Source organism: Synechococcus sp. UW86 (assembly GCF_900474085.1).
Lineage (GTDB): Bacteria > Cyanobacteriota > Cyanobacteriia > PCC-6307 > Cyanobiaceae > Parasynechococcus.
This window is the reverse complement of record NZ_UCNU01000017.1, coordinates 306,205-323,684: the sequence shown is the minus strand read 5'-3', so window position 1 is coordinate 323,684 and position 17,480 is coordinate 306,205. Positions and strand designations below refer to the sequence as shown.

At 60.5% G+C, this 17,480-nt stretch carries 22 protein-coding genes and 1 other RNA gene; 10 read left to right on the top strand and 13 right to left on the bottom strand.

What is annotated here, in order from left to right:
• Positions 1-2: 2 nt before the first annotated feature.
• On the bottom strand, positions 3-1,934 hold the full coding sequence (gene dxs / locus DXY04_RS10270) for a 1-deoxy-D-xylulose-5-phosphate synthase (protein WP_115161981.1): 1,932 nt from the start codon (positions 1,932-1,934) through the stop codon (positions 3-5).
• 80 nt (positions 1,935-2,014) lie between these two features.
• On the opposite strand from dxs, the gene ilvA reads away from it, so the two are divergent.
• Genes ilvA through DXY04_RS10255 form a run of 3 tightly spaced genes read left to right on the top strand, consistent with a single transcriptional unit; the run spans position 2,015 to position 4,402 of the window.
• Positions 2,015-3,544 carry a threonine ammonia-lyase, biosynthetic gene (ilvA, locus tag DXY04_RS10265; RefSeq protein WP_115161980.1) on the top strand — a complete coding sequence of 510 codons (1,530 nt, stop codon included), beginning with the start codon at positions 2,015-2,017 and terminating at the stop codon, positions 3,542-3,544.
• A 39-nt stretch (positions 3,545-3,583) separates the two neighbouring features.
• A complete protein-coding gene (gene scpB, locus DXY04_RS10260) occupies positions 3,584-4,081 on the top strand; it encodes an SMC-Scp complex subunit ScpB (protein WP_114989254.1) in 498 nt (165 codons plus the stop codon).
• A 24-nt stretch (positions 4,082-4,105) separates the two neighbouring features.
• Positions 4,106-4,402: a YggT family protein gene (locus tag DXY04_RS10255; protein WP_115161979.1), complete on the top strand. Its 297-nt coding sequence runs from the start codon at positions 4,106-4,108 to the stop codon at positions 4,400-4,402.
• 14 nt (positions 4,403-4,416) lie between these two features.
• On the opposite strand, the gene DXY04_RS10250 is transcribed toward DXY04_RS10255, so the two are convergent.
• Positions 4,417-4,890 carry a hypothetical protein gene (locus tag DXY04_RS10250; protein WP_115162235.1) on the bottom strand — a complete coding sequence of 158 codons (474 nt, stop codon included), beginning with the start codon at positions 4,888-4,890 and terminating at the stop codon, positions 4,417-4,419.
• A 7-nt stretch (positions 4,891-4,897) separates the two neighbouring features.
• Complete coding sequence (locus DXY04_RS10245; protein ID WP_006850816.1) at positions 4,898-5,227, bottom strand: nucleoside triphosphate pyrophosphohydrolase family protein; 330 nt, start codon at positions 5,225-5,227, stop codon at positions 4,898-4,900.
• A 56-nt stretch (positions 5,228-5,283) separates the two neighbouring features.
• Between DXY04_RS10245 and pyk the strand changes: the two genes are divergently transcribed.
• Genes pyk through ftsH form a run of 3 tightly spaced genes read left to right on the top strand, consistent with a single transcriptional unit; the run spans position 5,284 to position 9,955 of the window.
• Positions 5,284-6,735, top strand: a complete 1,452-nt coding sequence (gene pyk, locus DXY04_RS10240) for a pyruvate kinase (protein ID WP_115161978.1) — start codon at positions 5,284-5,286, stop codon at positions 6,733-6,735.
• Between the two features lie 13 nt (positions 6,736-6,748).
• Positions 6,749-7,978, top strand: a complete 1,230-nt coding sequence (locus DXY04_RS10235; RefSeq protein ID WP_115009117.1) for an ABC transporter permease — start codon at positions 6,749-6,751, stop codon at positions 7,976-7,978.
• 57 nt (positions 7,979-8,035) lie between these two features.
• Positions 8,036-9,955 carry an ATP-dependent zinc metalloprotease FtsH gene (gene ftsH, locus DXY04_RS10230; protein WP_115161977.1) on the top strand — a complete coding sequence of 640 codons (1,920 nt, stop codon included), beginning with the start codon at positions 8,036-8,038 and terminating at the stop codon, positions 9,953-9,955.
• Positions 9,956-10,004: 49 nt separating this feature from the next.
• On the opposite strand, the gene DXY04_RS10225 is transcribed toward ftsH, so the two are convergent.
• On the bottom strand, positions 10,005-10,160 hold the full coding sequence (locus DXY04_RS10225) for a DUF2256 domain-containing protein (protein ID WP_115161976.1): 156 nt from the start codon (positions 10,158-10,160) through the stop codon (positions 10,005-10,007).
• Positions 10,157-10,750 (bottom strand): ATP-dependent Clp endopeptidase proteolytic subunit ClpP, encoded by a 594-nt coding sequence (clpP, locus tag DXY04_RS10220; RefSeq protein WP_114989260.1) that lies wholly within the window; start codon positions 10,748-10,750, stop codon positions 10,157-10,159. Before clpP ends, DXY04_RS10225 begins: the two co-directional genes overlap by 4 nt.
• A gap of 81 nt (positions 10,751-10,831) precedes the next feature.
• Between clpP and psb29 the strand changes: the two genes are divergently transcribed.
• Positions 10,832-11,479: a photosystem II biogenesis protein Psp29 gene (gene psb29, locus DXY04_RS10215; protein WP_115161975.1), complete on the top strand. Its 648-nt coding sequence runs from the start codon at positions 10,832-10,834 to the stop codon at positions 11,477-11,479.
• Here the strand turns inward: psb29 and DXY04_RS10210 are convergent.
• Both DXY04_RS10210 and petN read right to left on the bottom strand, forming a co-directional pair.
• A complete protein-coding gene (locus tag DXY04_RS10210; RefSeq protein WP_136975393.1) occupies positions 11,461-12,702 on the bottom strand; it encodes a hypothetical protein in 1,242 nt (413 codons plus the stop codon). The two genes, psb29 and DXY04_RS10210, sit on opposite strands and share 19 nt — an antisense overlap.
• Positions 12,703-12,928: 226 nt before the next feature.
• Entirely contained in the window at positions 12,929-13,030 is a 102-nt protein-coding gene (gene petN / locus DXY04_RS10205) for a cytochrome b6-f complex subunit PetN (protein ID WP_011364412.1), read from the bottom strand.
• Positions 13,031-13,102: 72 nt separating this feature from the next.
• On the opposite strand from petN, the gene clpS reads away from it, so the two are divergent.
• Complete coding sequence (clpS, locus tag DXY04_RS10200) at positions 13,103-13,399, top strand: ATP-dependent Clp protease adapter ClpS (protein WP_115132689.1); 297 nt, start codon at positions 13,103-13,105, stop codon at positions 13,397-13,399.
• Between the two features lies 1 nt (position 13,400).
• Here clpS and DXY04_RS10195 read toward each other — a convergent pair whose 3' ends face one another.
• A complete protein-coding gene (locus DXY04_RS10195; protein ID WP_114989264.1) occupies positions 13,401-13,628 on the bottom strand; it encodes a hypothetical protein in 228 nt (75 codons plus the stop codon).
• Between the two features lie 74 nt (positions 13,629-13,702).
• Between DXY04_RS10195 and DXY04_RS10190 the strand changes: the two genes are divergently transcribed.
• A complete protein-coding gene (locus DXY04_RS10190) occupies positions 13,703-13,978 on the top strand; it encodes a DUF2103 domain-containing protein (protein ID WP_006851066.1) in 276 nt (91 codons plus the stop codon).
• Here the strand turns inward: DXY04_RS10190 and DXY04_RS12385 are convergent.
• Both DXY04_RS12385 and DXY04_RS12280 read right to left on the bottom strand, forming a co-directional pair.
• Positions 13,966-14,190: a hypothetical protein gene (locus tag DXY04_RS12385; RefSeq protein ID WP_136975392.1), complete on the bottom strand. Its 225-nt coding sequence runs from the start codon at positions 14,188-14,190 to the stop codon at positions 13,966-13,968. The genes DXY04_RS10190 and DXY04_RS12385 overlap by 13 nt on opposite strands.
• A gap of 171 nt (positions 14,191-14,361) precedes the next feature.
• The gene (locus DXY04_RS12280) at positions 14,362-14,514 is read right to left on the bottom strand and encodes a hypothetical protein (RefSeq protein WP_170951404.1); all 153 of its coding nucleotides are present in this window, start codon (positions 14,512-14,514) and stop codon (positions 14,362-14,364) included.
• A gap of 127 nt (positions 14,515-14,641) precedes the next feature.
• On the opposite strand from DXY04_RS12280, the gene DXY04_RS10180 reads away from it, so the two are divergent.
• Complete coding sequence (locus tag DXY04_RS10180) at positions 14,642-14,854, top strand: hypothetical protein (RefSeq protein WP_115161972.1); 213 nt, start codon at positions 14,642-14,644, stop codon at positions 14,852-14,854.
• Positions 14,855-15,183: 329 nt separating this feature from the next.
• Here the strand turns inward: DXY04_RS10180 and ssrS are convergent.
• The 3 genes from ssrS to DXY04_RS10165 form a co-directional block, all read right to left on the bottom strand.
• Positions 15,184-15,367, bottom strand: a non-coding RNA gene (ssrS, locus tag DXY04_RS10175) — 6S RNA.
• A 7-nt stretch (positions 15,368-15,374) separates the two neighbouring features.
• On the bottom strand, positions 15,375-16,535 hold the full coding sequence (locus DXY04_RS10170; RefSeq protein WP_115161971.1) for a 5-(carboxyamino)imidazole ribonucleotide synthase: 1,161 nt from the start codon (positions 16,533-16,535) through the stop codon (positions 15,375-15,377).
• A gap of 52 nt (positions 16,536-16,587) precedes the next feature.
• Positions 16,588-17,460, bottom strand: a complete 873-nt coding sequence (locus DXY04_RS10165; RefSeq protein ID WP_170951403.1) for a carbohydrate ABC transporter permease — start codon at positions 17,458-17,460, stop codon at positions 16,588-16,590.
• Positions 17,461-17,480 lie beyond the last annotated feature (20 nt).

Sequence of the window (17,480 nt, the reverse complement as noted above, 5' to 3'; positions counted from 1 at the left end):
CTTCAGGCCTGCAGGGCCTTGACCGAAGCGGTGGCTGGCAGATCACCAGAGGTGTTGCTGAAGCGCTCAAGGATGCGTTCAGCCATCTGGGCAGGAGTGAGGCCGAGAGCTTCCTTGCTCTGCTGCGGCGTGGCGTGATCAACCAGCTGGTCGGGGATGCCGATGCGCAACATCGACACGTTGATGTTCTGATCGATCAACGACTCCAGAACCGCTGCGCCAAAACCACCGGGCAGGGCTCCCTCTTCCATGGTGACCACGCGGGGGATACGACGTGCCAATGGATGGATCAGCGCCTGATCCAGGGGCCTCAGGAAGCGGGCGTTGATCACGGTGGTAGAGAGACCGGCTTCCTCCAGAAGCGTTGCTGTGGCGAGGGCCGGAGCCACCATCGAGCCGTAGGCCACGATCATCAGATCGTCGCCTTCCCGCAGCAGTTCACCGCGGCCGATCGGCAGCGATTCCCAACCCTCTTCCATCAAGGGCACGCCTTCTCCGGAGCCCCGCGGAATCCGCAACGCCGTGGGCCCGTCGTGCTGCAGGCAGGTCACGAGCATGCGCTGCAGCTCAGCCTCATCCTTCGGTGCCATCACCGTGAAGTTGGGAATGGCCCGCATGTAGCTGATGTCGTACTGACCCTGGTGGGTCGGCCCGTCGGCACCAACGATGCCGGCACGATCGAGCACGAAGGTGACCGGCAGCTTCTGGATGCCCACGTCGTGGATCAACTGGTCGTAGGCGCGCTGAAGGAAGGTGCTGTAGATGGCAACGACAGGACGCAACCCCTCGCAGGCCATACCTGCCGCCAGGGTGACGGCATGTTGCTCAGCGATGCCCACGTCCACGTACTGGTCCGGAACGGCCTTCTGAAGCAGATCGAGACCGGTACCAGTGGCCATGGCCGCAGTGATGCCGATCACCCGACTGTTCTGCTCACAGAGCTTGACCAGGGTCTGCCCAAACACCTTGCTGTAGCTGGGGGGCTTGGGTTTGGACGACGGAATCGCCTTACCGGTGCCGAGATCAAAAGCTGATTGGGCGTGGTAGCCCACCTGATCGGCCTCAGCGTAGGGATAGCCCTTGCCCTTTTTGGTGACCACATGCACCAGCACAGGGCCACCCTCACGGTGAGCTGCCTGGAAGGTGCGCACCATTTCACCGATGTCGTGGCCGTCGATCGGCCCCATGTAGGTGAAGCCAAGTTCCTCGAACACGGCACCCACCTTGGGAACCGCGAGGCGACGCATGCTGCCCTTGAGGCGGTTGAGTTCCGCAGGAATCTCACCACCCATGAAGGGCAGATGCCGAACGCTTTCCTCAACACTCCCTGAGAGGAACTGCATCGGTGGGCTGAGCCGCGCACGGTTCAGCACGTTCGAGAGCGCACCAACCGGCGGAGAGATCGACATGTCGTTGTCGTTCAGCACCACAAGGAGCGGCGTGTTGGGAAGGTGTCCGGCGTGGTTGATGGCCTCCAGAGCCATGCCGCCTGTCAGGGCTCCATCACCGATGACGGCAACGCATTTGAACGACTCGCCCCGGTTGTCCCGCGCCATGGCCATGCCCAGCGCCGCTGAGATGGAGGTGCTGGCATGACCCGCTCCGAAGTGGTCGAAATCGCTCTCTGTGCGCTTGAGGTAACCCGCCACCCCGTGCTGCTGGCGCAGGGAGTCGAAATCGTTGAACCGGCCGGTGATCAATTTGTGGGGGTAGGCCTGATGGCCCACATCCCAGATCACACGGTCATGGTCGAGATCCAGCGTCTGGTACAGCGCCAGGGTCAGCTCCACAACCCCCAGGCCAGGCCCCAGGTGGCCACCGCTGGTGGACACCACCTGCAGATGCCGCTCACGAATCTGCCGAGCCACGTCCTCAAGCTGGGCCGGGCTGAGTCCGTGCAGTTCATTCGGATGCTTCAGATCTCCGAGATGCATGCACTGCCAACTCCAATACGTGCAATCTACGGGAACCAACCCGGATCCTGTCTGGATCGAACCCTTGGAAGAATGGTGAGATGACCGACTACCTGCAGCGGATCCTGCGTGCCCGCGTCTACGACGTGGCGCGGGAAACCCCTTTGGATCCCGCACCCAATCTGAGCCGCCGGCTGAACAACACGGTCTGGCTGAAGCGTGAGGATCTCCAGCCAGTGTTCTCGTTCAAGCTGCGCGGCGCCTACAACCGCATGGCGCAGCTCAGCAGAGACGAGCTCAAGCGCGGTGTGATTGCCTCCAGTGCCGGGAACCATGCCCAGGGCGTCGCCCTGAGTGCCCAGCGCCTTGGCTGTCGGGCCGTGATCGTGATGCCAAGCACCACACCCGAGGTGAAAGTGCGGGCCGTGCGGGCCCTGGGTGGTGACGTGGTCCTCCATGGCGAGACCTACGACGAGTGCTCCGCGGAAGCGCAGCGACGCTGCAAGGCCGAGGGGCTCACCTTCATTCACCCCTTCGACGATCCGGAAGTGATCGCAGGCCAGGGAACGATTGGCATGGAGATCATGCGCCAGGCCGAGCAGCCACCCAACGCGATCTATGTGGCCGTGGGTGGCGGTGGCCTGATCGCGGGCATCGCCGCCTACGTGAAAAGGCTGTGGCCGGAAACGGAGGTGATCGGCGTGGAGCCGGTGGATGCCGATGCCCTGAGTCGCTCCCTCGAGCGAGGGCAGCGGGTGGAACTGGAACAGGTGGGGCTGTTTGCCGATGGTGTCGCCGTGAGAAAGGTGGGGGAACACACCTTTGCGCTGGCCCAGCAGTTCGTCGATCGGATGGTGCGGGTCGACACCGATGCCATCTGTGCCGCGATCAAGGACGTCTTTGAAGACACCCGTTCAATCCTGGAGCCCGCCGGTGCCCTGGCGGTAGCAGGACTCAAACAGGATGTGGCCGAGCGCCAGCTAGCGGGGCGCAATCTGGTGGCGGTGGCCTGCGGGGCCAACATGAATTTCGACCGGCTGCGCTTCATCGCCGAACGGGCTGAGCTCGGGGAAGAGCGCGAAGCAATGCTGGCCGTGGAGATTCCCGAATCACCCGGCAGCCTGAGGCGACTTTGCGAACTGCTGCGGGAGCGAAGCCTCACGGAATTCAGCTACCGCATGACCGATGGGGCCTCGGCGCAGATCTTCATCGGTGTGCAGGTGAGCGATGACAACGACCGTGCCTCCCTGCTGAGCCAGCTGGAGCGTGGCGGCTTCCCCTGCCTCGATCTCAGCGACAACGAATTTGCCAAGGTCCACCTGCGCCACATGGTGGGGGGCCGTCTGCCGGCTTCAGCCCGAACGGCCTGTGCCGGAAAATGCAAAGAACTGCTGTATCGCTTCGAATTTCCCGAACGGCCGGGTGCCTTGATGAGCTTCGTGGATGCTCTCAACCCCGGCTGGAGCATCAGCATCTTCCACTACAGAAACCACGGTGCTGACGTTGGGCGCATCGTTGTTGGCGTGCTGGTGCCGGAACAGGACATGCAGGGCTGGACCGAATTTCTCAATGCCCTGGGCTATCGCCACTGGGATGAAACCAACAACCCGGCCTATGGCCTGTTCCTCTGAGTTTCAGGGCGGTAACTTGAGTGCTCTCGAGGGGTTGTGATGACGTCTCCATCCCTGCCCACCCGGCTCGAGGCGATTCTTTATCTCAAGGGTCGGCCCGTCAGCATCGGGGAACTGGCCGAGCTGGCCGACGCTGACCGCCGAACCGTTGAAGAAGCTCTCGTCGCCCTGACGGCCTCCTACGCCCAGCGGGACAGTGCCCTGGAGGTCGTTGAACAGAGCGGTCGATACGGGCTGCAGCTCCGGCCGGGCATGGGCGATCTGGTCAAAGACCTGCTGCCGGTAAACCTCTCCACGGCGACCCTGCGAACCCTCGCCACCATTGCCCTGAAGAAACGCATTCTTCAATCGGATCTTGTGGATCTGCGGGGCTCGGGGGCCTACGACCACATCAAGGAACTGCTGGCGCAGGACTTCATCGAACGGCGTCGTCAGAGCGAGGGGCGGTCCTATTGGCTCACCCTCACCGAAAAATTTCACCGCACCTTCTCCGTGCTTCCTGATCTTGGGGCAACCGATCTGACTGAAGCTGCATAAAGTCAGAGCAGATCAGCTCCCGTCATGGAATCTCTACCCGTCACCTTGCTGCAGGTGCTGTCCCAGACCCTGCAGATCTATTCCTTGGTGCTGATCTTGCGGGTTCTGCTGAGCTGGTTCCCGAATCTGGACTGGGGCAATCCGGTGCTCAGCAGCGTGAGTGCGATCACCGACCCTTACCTGAACGCCTTCAGGGGTTTGATTCCACCGCTGGGGGGCATTGACCTCTCCGCCATCCTGGCCTTCCTGGCCCTGAACCTGTTGCAGAGCCTGGTGGGGCAGTCGATCAGCGCCTTCTACATGTCGGGCTCCAGCTGGTGATCACGTCTGGGTGATCACTGCTGGTTGATGCCCCGTTCCAACGGCAACAGGTCATCCTCGTCAACATCAACGCGGCTGCGGACCGGAGCATTGAATCCACGGGCACGGGGATTTTTGATCACAAACGGCCCTGGGGTTCCGGCCGGAACAGAGATTCGCAGGGCGAACGGGGAGTGACCAGGGTTCACATCCCCGATGGATCCCACCCGGGTTCTGTTGGGAAGAACCGGTTCACCACTGGCATCCAGGATCCGTGCATACACATCGGTGTCGATGACGCTGTTCTTACTGCGGTTCTCAACGTCTCCCGTCAGCACGTAACAGCTGGCACCAACCGGGCGGCTTAATTCAGGTTGATTGCCGGCATCCAGCTCTCCGCAGGGATCCAGGCGAACCTCACTGAGCTGCAGTTCAGCGGCGTCACAGGGAAGCGCCAGCCCCAGCAGCAGGGGCAGGCAGAACAACACGGAAGCGAATCGACGGAGCATCAGGAGATCAACGTTGGTCACCACTGCCTCCGATGCGCCCACGAGCAGCCCGGCTCGACAGTTTCTGCAGGTTGGCGTCAGCCACCTCATTCAGGTCATAACCCAGTTCGCTGGCCAGCTGAGCCACGTACCAGAGCACATCTCCCAGCTCCAACTTGATCGCTTCGCGGGTGTCGGCGTCAAACACACCGCCACGGTCGCGAATCACCTTTTTCACCTTGTCGGCCACCTCGCCGGCTTCACCGGTCAAACCGAGGGTCGGATAGATGGGATTACGGCCCACATCCGGGTAGGCAGCCGTCTTTCGGGCGGCGTCCTGATAGGAATTCATCTCCATGGGGCCGGTTGGGAAACGCCCGGATGGTAGTTTCCGCAGGGATTTTCAGCCGCGATATGGGCCAGTTCGACCTGAACCGACGGACCAAGATCGTGGCCACCATCGGCCCTGCCACCGAGAGCCCGGAGCGGATCAAGGAGCTGGTGAGGGCTGGTGCCACCACCTTCAGGCTGAACTTTTCCCACGGGGACCACAGCGAACACGCCGCTCGCATCTCCACGATTCGTCAGGTGTCTGAGGAATTGGGGCAGACCATCGGCATCCTCCAAGACCTTCAGGGCCCGAAGATCCGGCTCGGGCGATTCGCTGAGGGGCCGATCACCCTGGCCAACGGTGATCCGTTCACGCTCACCTCAAGGCCGGTGAGCTGCGACAAGACAATCGCAACGGTCACCTACGACAAGCTGGCGGACGAAGTCACCGCAGGAAGCCGGATCCTGCTCGACGACGGCCGCGTTGAGATGAAGGTCGACACCGTCGACAAAGCGCAGCAGACCCTGCATTGCACCGTCACCGTGGGCGGTGTTCTCTCCAACAACAAGGGCGTCAACTTCCCGGACGTTCAGTTGTCCGTTCGCGCCCTCACGGACAAGGACAAGACCGACTTGGCCTTCGGACTCAGCCAGGGAGTGGACTGGGTGGCCCTCAGCTTCGTGCGCAATCCCTCCGATATGGAGGAGATCCGCGGACTGATCCGCGAACAGGGCCATGAGACCCCTGTGGTGGCGAAGATCGAAAAGTTTGAGGCCATCGATCAGATCGATTCGATCCTGCCGCTCTGTGACGGCGTGATGGTGGCCCGCGGTGACCTTGGCGTGGAGATGCCGGCCGAGGAAGTGCCGTTGCTGCAGAAGGAACTGATCCGCAAGGCCAACAGCCTGGGCATCCCGATCATCACGGCCACCCAGATGCTGGATTCCATGGCCTCCAGCCCCCGGCCCACCCGAGCCGAAGTCAGCGACGTGGCCAACGCCATCCTGGATGGAACCGACGCTGTGATGCTCTCCAACGAGACCGCGGTGGGGGATTTCCCCGTGGAGGCCGTTCAAACCATGGCCACCATTGCTCGCAGGATCGAGAAGGACTACCCCCAACGCTCGATCGACAGCCACCTGCCAAGCACCATCCCCAATGCCTTGAGCGGTGCGGTCAGCACCATCGCCAGCCAGCTCAATGCCTCCGCGATTCTTCCCCTCACGCGAAGCGGGGCCACAGCTCGCAACGTGAGCAAGTTCCGGCCTGCGGCACCGATCCTTGCCATCACTCCTGATCGCACGGTTGCCTGTCGTCTGCAACTGGTTTGGGGCGTGACACCGCTGGTAATTCCCCAGGGCGAACGCACCACGCAGACCTTCCAGGCGGCGATGGTCAAAGCCAAGGAGCTCGATCTTCTGGAGGAGGGTGATCTCGTTGTGCAGTCCGCAGGCACGCACACCGGCGTTTCCGGATCCACAGATCTGGTCAAGGTGAGCATCGTCGGCAACGAAGCTGAAGCGACACTGATCTGAGCGACGCCACACCATGAACCGGCGCATGCCCGCAACGGAAACGGTGCGGATGGCCCTGTCCACCCTGCGCAGCAACCGCCTGCGCAGCCTGCTCACGATGGTGGGCATCGTGATCGGCAACGCCTCGGTGATCACCCTTGTTGGGGTTGGACGGGGAGCGCAATTGCTGGCTGAAGGCCAGTTGAACAACCTCGGCGCCAATGTGTTGTTTGTGGTTCCGGGCAACACAAACGCCAGACGCCAAGGGGTCACGCGACCGAAAACGCTCGTGCTGGAAGATGCCGAAGCCATCGCCACCCAGGTTCCCAGCGTCAAGCGCGTGGCGCCCGTGATCAACACCAATCAGGTGGTGCAGGCCGGAGCCCGCAGCTCCACGGGTGCGGTCTTCGGCGCGACATCGGAGTTCCCCCCTGTGCGCGGATTCGACGTGGCCAAGGGCCGTTTCATCAACGCCAAGGACGTGGCCGGTGCGAAAGCCATCGCCGTGCTCGGCTCGGATCTGCGCACCAAGTTGTTTCCCACTGGCTCTGCGATTGGCCAGCAGGTGCGCATCGGCAATCAAAGCTTTGAGGTGGTCGGTGTGATGGCCCCCAAAGGGGCCGTGTTCGGCAGCAACCAGGATGAAAACACCTACATCCCCATCACCACGATGGTGAACCGGATCACCGGTCGGGATCCTATTTATGGCGTCAGCCTCAACTCCATCAGTGTTGAAGCCAGGGATGAAAACAGCATCAACGCAGCCAGCTTTCAGATCAACAACCTGCTGAGGCAGCGGCACCGGATTCTCCGGGACGACGATTTCGTGGTGCGATCCCAGAAGGACGCTCTCACCATCGTGGGCACCATCACCGGAGGACTCACCCTGATGCTCGGGGCCATTGGTGGGATCTCCCTGCTGGTGGGAGGCATCGGGATCATGAACATCATGTTGGTGTCCGTCAGCGAACGCACCGAGGAGATCGGTCTGCGCAAAGCCCTGGGGGCCCGCAGCGGTGATGTTCTGCAGCAGTTTCTGGTGGAATCCCTGGTGCTTGCCAGCCTTGGCGGCGCCATCGGCACGCTGGCGGGTCTTGGAACAGTGAGCCTCGTAGCGGCGGTCACGCCCCTGCCAGCGACGATCGGCGCAACGATGGTGGTGGTCACCGTTGGACTCTCAGGATCCATCGGGCTGTTCTTCGGAGTTGTTCCCGCCCGACGCGCCGCAAAGCTCGACCCGATTGTTGCCCTGAGAAGCCTTTGATCAGGCCTCAGAAATCAGTCCAACTCCTTTACACTCGTTAATGAATTTCTTCAGCTCATGAATCAGCGCTGGCGCCTTCTTGCCCTCTGGCTGTTGCCAATCGGCGTCGTGTTGCTGATCGGCTGGCAGGTGGTGAGCAACGGAGGCATCAATGGCCTCAGCCAGGACAGCAATGGCACCACCGTCGCTCCCCGCAATGCTGCGGTGGCACGGATGAGCTACGGCCGCTTCCTCGATTACGTCGAGGCCGGTCGCGTGACAGCCGTCGATATCTACGACGGTGGCCGCAACGCTGTGATCGAAGCCGTCGATCCCGACCTCGACAACCGCGTTCAACGCCTGCGCGTTGACCTTCCTGGTCTGGCCCCTGAGCTGATCAACACGCTGAAGACCGAAGGCATCAGCTTTGATATTCATCCGCCCCGCACAGCACCTCCGGCCCTCGGCGTGCTGGGAAATCTGGCCTTCCCGCTGCTGCTGATCGGTGCCCTGATCTTCCTGGCCCGTCGCAACAGCAACATGCCTGGCGGCCCTGGCCAGGCCATGCAGTTCGGCAAGAGCAAAGCCCGCTTCATGATGGAAGCGGAGACCGGCGTCATGTTTGATGACGTGGCCGGCGTCACCGAGGCCAAGCAGGAACTCCAGGAAGTCGTCACCTTCCTGAAACAGCCCGAGCGATTCACCTCAGTGGGTGCTCAGATTCCCCGCGGCCTTCTGCTGGTCGGCCCTCCTGGCACCGGCAAAACCCTTCTGGCCAAGGCTATTGCCGGTGAAGCGGGCGTTCCCTTCTTCTCCCTTTCTGGTTCTGAGTTCGTTGAGATGTTCGTTGGCGTGGGTGCCAGCCGCGTCCGCGATCTCTTCAAGAAGGCCAAGGAAAACAGCCCTTGCTTGATCTTCATCGACGAAATTGATGCCGTCGGCCGCCAGCGCGGTGCCGGCATCGGTGGAGGTAACGACGAACGCGAACAGACGCTCAACCAACTCCTGACGGAGATGGATGGCTTCGAAGGCAACAGCGGCATCATCATCATTGCCGCCACCAACCGCCCCGACGTTCTGGACTCAGCTCTGATGCGTCCCGGCCGTTTTGACCGTCAGGTCACCGTGGACGCCCCCGATATCAAGGGTCGCCTGGCCATCCTCGATGTGCACTGCCGCAACAAGAAGCTCGAAGAGGAGCTGTCCCTCGAAAGCATCGCCCGCCGCACCCCTGGCTTCACCGGTGCAGACCTGGCCAACCTGATGAACGAGGCGGCCATCCTCACCGCCCGCCGCCGCAAGGAAGCCATCGGCTTGAGCGAGATTGACGACGCTGTGGATCGGATCATCGCCGGCATGGAGGGTCGTCCCCTCACCGACGGTCGCAGCAAGCGTCTGATCGCTTATCACGAAGTCGGTCATGCCCTGATCGGCACATTGGTCAAAGACCACGACCCTGTTCAGAAGGTAACCTTGATTCCCCGTGGCCAGGCCCAAGGCCTGACCTGGTTCTCCCCGGATGAGGAGCAAACCCTGGTCACCCGTGCCCAGCTCAAGGCACGCATCATGGGAGCCCTGGGTGGTCGTGCCGCAGAGGCCGTGGTGTTCGGCCATCAGGAAGTCACTACCGGAGCCGGCGGCGACATCCAGCAGGTGGCGTCGATGGCCCGCAATATGGTCACCCGACTCGGCATGAGCGATCTCGGCCCAGTCGCCCTCGAGGGCGGCAGTCAGGAAGTGTTCCTGGGGCGCGACCTGATGTCACGCAGTGACGTGTCGGAATCGATCTCCCAACAGATCGATGTTCAAGTGCGCAACATGGTGAAGCGCTGTTATGACGAGACCGTGGAGATCGTGGCTGCCAACCGCGAAGCCATGGATCGCCTGGTGGAACTGCTGATCGAAAAGGAAACCATGGATGGTGATGAGTTCAAGGCTGTTCTGGCTGAATTCACCGCTGTTCCTGAGAAAGACCGCACCGTCGTCACCCTCGACTGATCCTGGGTTCAGGAATAAAAAGCCCCCGCCTTGTTCAGACGGGGGCTTTTTATGGATTGGATTTGTTCTTGCGTCGTCGACAACGCTCGGAGCAATACACAACCTCGTCCCAGCAATTTCTCCAGGCTTTGCGCCACTCAAAGGGCCGCTCGCAGACCGGACAGGTCTTGCTGGGACGGTTGTTTTTAGAGCTTCCCTTCTTCAAGCAACAGCCTGAACGGGACGCTTGTCGATCACCGAATCAATCAAGCCGTAGTTCACTGCTTCGGTGGGTGACATGAAAAAGTCACGGTCGGTGTCCTGCTGGATCCGATCAAGGGGTTGGCCGGTGCGATCGGACAGTTCCTTGTTGAGGCGATCCTTGAGGAAAAGGATTTCGTCCGCCTGAATGCGGATGTCGCTGGCTTGGCCCTGGGCACCACCCAAGGGCTGGTGAATCATGATCCGGGAGTGCTGCAGGCTGCTGCGCTTGCCCTTGGTACCGGCACAGAGCAGGAAAGCGCCCATGCTTGCGGCCAAGCCAACACAGACCGTGTGCACATCCGGTTTGATGTGCTGCATCGTGTCGAAGATGCCGAGGCCGTCGTAAACCGACCCGCCGGGAGAGTTGATGTAGAGGTAGATATCTTTTTCGGGATCCTCAGCTTCGAGGAACAACATCTGGGCCACGATCCGGTTGGCGGAGTCACTCGTGACAGCCTCACCAAGGAAGATGATTCGCTCGCGCAGAAGCCTGGAATAAATGTCAAAGGCTCTTTCTCCCCGGCCGGACTCCTCAATCACAATGGGGATCATCTGAGCATCAGCAGGGTCGCGTAATCCTAACGGCGATGTCTGCGGCGCTAGGGTTCCGGCCATTCATTCCTGGACTGCACGTTGGCCGCAAGTCAGACCATCGCCGACAGCAAACGCGCGTTTCATCAGGCCTTTCCCCACGTCATTGCGCCGCTGTACCGCCGCCTTGCTGATGAGCTGCTGGTGGAGCTGCATCTACTGAGCCATCAAAGTCGGTTTGAAGCCAACGGGCTGTTCAGCGTTGGGCTCTGCACAGTGTTCGACACCTTCACCAAGGGCTATCGGCCTGAAGCGCAGACCGAGGCACTGTTCAGTGCTCTGTGCAGCAGCAATGGCTTCGACGCAGCGAAGCTGCGCAAAACCAACGCCTCGCTGGTTGACCAGGCCAAAGGGAAGGATCTCGAAAGCCTCAAAAGCTTGCTGTCATCCCACAGCCTCAACGAGGGCAGCCACTACTCGCGTTTGATGGCCGTTGGACTGATGAGCCTGCTCAAGGCGGCTACAGCGGATGCCACCGGTACGGACACCGAGGCCATCGTCAAGCAGAGCAAGGAACTTGCTGAGGGACTCGGTTTACCCACCGATCGCGTTGAGAAGGATCTAACGCTGTTTGGCTCCAACAGTGAACGGATGGATCAGGCCGTTGAACTGGTGAAAGAGACCATCGCTGCCGAGAAGCGCAAGAAGGAACGTCGCTTGGAAGAGCAGGCTCAACGCACGTCCAGCTGAAGCCGAAGCCATCCGGGCTGTTGCTGCTTCTGCAGTGCCGTCATCTCAAGCTCCAGTTGAGGTGCCTTGCCAACCACCCGCGGCCAGCCCGGTCCGAGCCAACCCAGCCGAGCCAATTGATGCGGTCGTGCGCGAAGGCGAAGCTGCTGTTGGCCCATCCGTTTCAGAGGATTGCTGCGGAGGTTCGGGGCATCCCCCAGGGCCAGCAGCAACTCCACCTGACCTCGGAGTGCAGGACCCAGTGACCAACCACCTTGCGGATGACCCTGGGGATCCAACCAAACAACGGCCGCATGGTTTGAGGGCCGACCATCGGGAGACAACAGGGGACGTTCAACCCGTTGAAACCCGCGCTTCAACAAGGCGGTGGCAACGGCATCAAGACTTCGCTTGGTCATGTCGATTTCACCAGTAGCCAGCATCAACCTGGCTTGAATCGCAGCCTGAAAACGACCACCCTCCAGCGCATCCAACCGCACAAGGACAGGTGCCTTGAGCAGAACGTCGCGCAACTGCTTCGGCAATCCATAGAGGCTGTCGAGTTGTTGGGCGAATAGTGAATTGTTGAACAAGGATCCCAGCAGCGGCTGCAGGGAAACGCTGTTGAGCTCCAGGTGAGCCGACGGCGGATCGAAGCGAACGAAATTGGCTTGGCGTTCCGGGTGGTGTACCTGCAGGGACGCGAAGGGGCTGGAGGCCACAGGCCCTTGAGCCATCAGACGATCGCCCCGGAGCGCAACACCCAGACAGCCATGCGACACGCTCGCCAAGGCGGGAAAAAGGGAACCGCTGATCGAAGCCAAGCCTGAGGGTTGCCACTGAACGGCCGATCCGCTGGTCAGCAGCCGTAAGCAGCGTTGTTCCAGAGCCGAGGGCTCCCATCGCTTCAGCGACGGAAGTTGATCAAAACTGCTGCGGTGCAGTTCATCAGCGAACAGCAGATCCAGAGCAGACGAATGCGGTGCGGACGGAAGAGCCAGAAGGGGTTCACCGTCGTCCAGCCAGATCAGCCACCAGGTGCCGCGACCATGACGTGCCCAGCGATCAGGAGCTTCCGAAGAACCAAGCCGCTGCTGCCAGAGCTTCGGCACCGGTGCGGCGGGGTCCGCCTCAAAACTCTGAACCAACCGTGCCCGCCGACTGATCTCAAACAGCTCTGCTGTTCCACGGCGATTCAGGGAAGGCGTCCTCAGGCTGGAGGTGCCCAGCAGCAGGGCGGGCAAAAAAAAGCACAACCCCAGGAGAAGGGCTGTGCAGGGATAAAGTCCAATTTGACGTCGGACGGACGGAATCAGGAGGATGACTTGGTTGAACTTTGACGGCGTCGACGGTCTCTCCATTCGATCGTTGAGAGATAGATCACGGCAACGCTGACGAAGACAAGAAGCACAGCTGCCGTGACCGCCAGGGTCTGGCTGAGAAGGGGTGCGTCTTGAAGCACAGATTCGATCAGAAGTTCAGGGTGCCGTCACCATTGCGTCCCCAGACGACCATGGCGATGGAGAAACTGAACATGGCGGCCAAGGACGCCCAACCCAGAGTGAACAACATGCGCTTGACCACTTGACTGTCGGGATCCTACCTAGGGTTCAGCACCTTTTCGTCCGCCCGAAGGCATCTGTCATGACCAGCTCCAGCCCAGGTTCATCAGCAGTGCTGGAGCGTCAGGGAACAACACAGCGCTACCCCCAGGCTCGCGTGATCGTTCTGGACGACGATGTGAACACCTTCCAGCACGTGGTGGATTGCCTGCGCAAGATCATTCCCGGCATGAGTGAGGACAAGGCCTGGAACCTCGCCAACAGGATTGATGGTCAGGGTGCGGCTGAAGTTTGGTGCGGCCCCCTGGAGCAGGCCGAGCTGTACCACCAGCAGCTTCAGGCCGAGGGCTTAACGATGGCCCCTCTGGAACGCTGCTGAGTCAGGCCGCCGGCTTACGGCTGGCTTTGGTGAGGCGCAGCAGATCAGCCACCTGCAAACGCTGCAGCTGCTCGTCCATCACAAAACGCACCACCCGGCCAGGGCACAAGGCCAGGCCCCGAACCTCCGTTCCGTGCACCTCAGCGGTGAGCATGCGGGCCTGGGGGCCGCATGCATCCTGCAGCGGTCCGCTGATCACGTGGCGGAGAGCGTCTACTGATTTCAGCATCACAGCCCCAGAGCGCTCTCTCTGGCATAGCCAAAGTGGCTAACTTTCACCAGTTCTCGGGTTTTCGTTCAGCTTTGGGCCGGGTCGTCATCACCCACAGCACCTATGTGGATGGCTTGATCCCATGGCTGAAGGCCCTGTCCCACGAGACGGAGATCCAGACGATCACCCCTGCCGTGATCAGCCGGGTGCGTGGCCGCAGTCCTGAACTGCAGCTGCGGGTGTCCACCCCGATCACAGGGGGATACAAGCTGGTGGCCCGCAAGGGGACATCAGCCCAGGAAGTCTTTGTGGTGACGTCGATGAGTCGGCCAGACCTGGAACAGGCCGTCCTGCATCACCGCCCCTGAAGGCGATTGCCTGACTCAAATCCAGCAGCACGACAGGCCTCAGGATGACCATCGGCAACGCTGGGATCTCGGGAACAGAGTTCAGCCCAATCGGATCGGCGGAAACTTTGGGGAAGGATGGCCCGGCATGCGATTTCAGCGTCATCCGGCAAAAAGGTGACAGCGTCAGCCGCGGGGCTGCCGAAACAACCCACAACCAGTGCGCTTGCCACCAGGCCGAAAACAGATGAGAAGTAAGAAACCAGCACGGAAGGATGAACAATGAAGCGATGCGGAAAAGTGATTCTCAACAACACCGACAGCCAATCAACTCAATGGGAGAACGAAATGGGTTCCCTCAATCCATGCACAGTTGCATCAACAAGTGACATCAACGAGCGGCATCAATCCTTGGCGTCAGATGCAGGAATCTTGAATTCCATGAACAGCGCTTCCGCATCAGCATAATCTTTCTTTTCACGCAGATAAAAGACCTGAGCTTTCCACCAATCCCAGGTTTCCATTTGGATCAGTTCGTCCAGGCGTGGATCACGCATCTCAGCACTGCAACCAAACAAACGCTAAGGACAGGAAAAGCGCTGACAAGCTTTGTTCACACAGCCGTAAGCATCATCGACTACACAACAGCACAGAGGTAGCCTTGACGGATGCAGCGATCGATCCATGCCCCTCGAAATTGCCGTCAAACAAGGGCAACAAACGATGGAGAGCATGGGCAGTTTCGACGACCTCGAAGACGCTTTGACCGAATTCAACGAATTGATCAACCGTCGAAACTGGCATCAGAGCGTGACCACCATCTCGCTGACCGACACGGATAAAGACAAATGCCTCGCCCAATACGCCCTTAAGGAATTCAACCACTCCGAAAACTAGCTCCACCAAAAATCTCCACTCCAACCCAGACGAACGTATCTAGAGTGCAATAAAAGCGAAAATTTCAGCATGAATGGCAAACTACTGGTGATCGGCATCGGCTCATTCTTTCTTCTGTTTTTTGTGATCGAGTCTTGGCTGATGAGGGGCCTGCCCCATTAACAAAGCTGAGACGATTTAAGGCAGAACCTAGAGAGAAGAGAAAAAGTCATCTGGTAAACCAAGTCCAAAAAACAAACTTTCAGAATATTGACGCAGAAAGGTGGAGATATTGGTTTTGTGATGGCTTGGCGAAGTCCAAAGCACCCACCACATTGATCAAGCGAAGGGGGTGAACCGCCATGCCGTGCGAGCCCCAGTGGTCGACCTGGAAGAACCAGAAGGGGCGACAAAGTGGGGTTTCGTTTCCGGCTGCATGGCCGGTCTACGTCACCGTCACGACAGTCTCCCCAAGTCGAAAGAGAGTCAGATCAGAGCACTAGAAAAAGGCCGTCACCAACACAGCAGTTCGCTACCAACCCTAGTCCTGACTCTCGCTCTCGAGGGGCCAGATCCGGCGAATGGCGGCAAGTGCTGACTCAGCCTCATCGCGCCGCTTGAGGAGCGTGTCACCCTCAAGCAGCAGCGTCACGTGACCCAACTTGCGGCCCGGTGTTTCCGGCGACTTGCCGTACCAGTGCAGGTGAAGCCCCGGCACGGCCTCAAGGGCCTCAAGCCGCTGATCCAAAGGAGGATGACGCTCGGGGTCGAGGCCGAGCAGGTTGACCATCAAGGCACCACGGCTTTTGAGCTCGGGATCAGGCACGGGAAGACCAGCCGCGATGCAGAGCTGCTGATCGAACTGACTGCTGGTGCAGGCCTCGATCGAGAAATGCCCGGAATTGTGGGTGCGTGGAGCAATTTCATTCACCTGCAGGCCAGCAGGCCCATAGAAGAACTCCAAAGCCAGCACCCCCACATAGCCAAGCTTCGTCATCAGAGAGGCCGCCACGTTGTAAGCCAGCGCAGCCACCGAAGGATCCACGGGCGCAGGGGCCAGAACCCAGTCACAGACTTGTTGATGTTGGTGGGTTTGCACCAGCGGAAAATGACGGATCCGGCCGCGCTGATCGCGGCTGACCACGAGAGCCAACTCCAGCTCGTAGTCCACCCAGGATTCCAACAGCCAGTCGTCGGCAGGGACCGCCCGCAACAACTGCGCCAGGCCCTCGATGTCGCGCAACACCACCGTGCCCTTGCCGTCGTAACCACCACGGGAGGCCTTGGCCATCACCGGAAAGGTCCAGCCCTGAGGAAGCGCGGGCTGGGCCGGTGAAATCAAACTGAGCGGACACCAGGGCGGGCTCGGGATCGCCAGATCGTCGAGCAGCTGGCGCTGGGACAACTTGTCGACCAGGGGCGAAAGCGCAGCCAGCGAGGGCTGGAAACGAACCCCCTGCTGCTCCAGCGGCAGAAGGGCATCGATATTGACCCACTCGTTCTCGAAGGTGATGCCGTCACAACCCACCACCAGATCCCGGGTTCCTGCCACATCCCGGGGATCCGCTGCCACGAGGCGCGAGGCCAAACTAGCCGCGGGATCAGCTGCATCGGACGTTTGAACAGCGATGGGAACATCGCGTTGCGCGGCGGCCTGCACAAGCATCCGTGCCAGCTGACCACCTCCAACAACGCCGATCATCGTGTCCGATCTGATGTCCGCAGCTTGCCAGTTTGCAGGGTCGATGACAGCGTTAGATCAGGGGGCGATCGCCGGCAAAGGCCAACCGGATCATGGTGAACAGCAACACCAACAGGAACAGCGCCAGGCCCAGGGTGCAGGCGTAGCTGATCTCCAATTCGGCAAAGGCCTGGTCGTACACGTAATAAACGATGGTTCGGGTGGCATCCGCAGGACCTCCCTGTGTCATCAGGAACACTTCCTCGAACACCTTCGTGGCCGCGATCGACGACACCACAGCGACCAGGGTCACGTAGGGACTCATCAAGGGCAGGGTGATGTCGAGATGCTTTCTCCAGCCCTCGCTGCCATCCAGCTCCGCAGCCTCATAGAGCTCCTGGGGAATGCCCTGCAGACCCGCCAGAAAAATCACCATGTAATAGCCAAGCCCCTTCCAGAGGGTCACCAACATCACGGCGGGCAGGGCCAGGTGCGGCGTGGTGAGAAAACCAATCGGGCTGAAGGCATCACCGAGCAGGGCACTCAACCATCCATTGATCAGTCCGTTCTCGGCATACAGCCAGCGAAAGGCGATGGCTGCAACAACGATCGACACCAGTACCGGGGTGTAAAAGGCGCCCCGCAGAAAAGACCGACCGGGCAGCCCCTGGTTCACCAGCACCGCCAGCGCCAGCGCCCCCAGAACGATGGGAGGCACCACACCAACCAGATAAAGGAAGGTGGTGACCAGCACCTGCCGCGCCATCGGATCCGACAGCAGGCGCTCCAGGTTGGCCAAACCAACAAAACGCAGGGGTTCACTGACATCCAGCCCCGTGGCGGTGAAACTCATCACTAGAGCCATCAGGGCCGGCACCAGCACCGACAAACTGATCAGCACCACAGCCGGCAACAGGAACGCCCACGCCGAAAGGGAGTTGCGCACTGATCTTTCGCGCACAGGAC

Coding starts and splice junctions, on each gene's coding strand:
- dxs (WP_115161981.1), bottom strand. CDS start 1,934: ATGCATCTCGGAGATCTGAAGCATCCGAATGAACTGCACGGACTCAGC.
- ilvA (WP_115161980.1), top strand. CDS start 2,015: ATGACCGACTACCTGCAGCGGATCCTGCGTGCCCGCGTCTACGACGTG.
- scpB (WP_114989254.1), top strand. CDS start 3,584: ATGACGTCTCCATCCCTGCCCACCCGGCTCGAGGCGATTCTTTATCTC.
- DXY04_RS10255 (WP_115161979.1), top strand. CDS start 4,106: ATGGAATCTCTACCCGTCACCTTGCTGCAGGTGCTGTCCCAGACCCTG.
- DXY04_RS10250 (WP_115162235.1), bottom strand. CDS start 4,890: ATGCTCCGTCGATTCGCTTCCGTGTTGTTCTGCCTGCCCCTGCTGCTG.
- DXY04_RS10245 (WP_006850816.1), bottom strand. CDS start 5,227: ATGGAGATGAATTCCTATCAGGACGCCGCCCGAAAGACGGCTGCCTAC.
- pyk (WP_115161978.1), top strand. CDS start 5,284: ATGGGCCAGTTCGACCTGAACCGACGGACCAAGATCGTGGCCACCATC.
- DXY04_RS10235 (WP_115009117.1), top strand. CDS start 6,749: ATGAACCGGCGCATGCCCGCAACGGAAACGGTGCGGATGGCCCTGTCC.
- ftsH (WP_115161977.1), top strand. CDS start 8,036: ATGAATCAGCGCTGGCGCCTTCTTGCCCTCTGGCTGTTGCCAATCGGC.
- clpP (WP_114989260.1), bottom strand. CDS start 10,750: ATGATCCCCATTGTGATTGAGGAGTCCGGCCGGGGAGAAAGAGCCTTT.
- petN (WP_011364412.1), bottom strand. CDS start 13,030: ATGTTGTTCACTCTGGGTTGGGCGTCCTTGGCCGCCATGTTCAGTTTC.
- clpS (WP_115132689.1), top strand. CDS start 13,103: ATGACCAGCTCCAGCCCAGGTTCATCAGCAGTGCTGGAGCGTCAGGGA.
- DXY04_RS10195 (WP_114989264.1), bottom strand. CDS start 13,628: ATGCTGAAATCAGTAGACGCTCTCCGCCACGTGATCAGCGGACCGCTG.
- DXY04_RS12280 (WP_170951404.1), bottom strand. CDS start 14,514: ATGCGTGATCCACGCCTGGACGAACTGATCCAAATGGAAACCTGGGAT.
- DXY04_RS10180 (WP_115161972.1), top strand. CDS start 14,642: ATGCCCCTCGAAATTGCCGTCAAACAAGGGCAACAAACGATGGAGAGC.
- DXY04_RS10170 (WP_115161971.1), bottom strand. CDS start 16,535: ATGATCGGCGTTGTTGGAGGTGGTCAGCTGGCACGGATGCTTGTGCAG.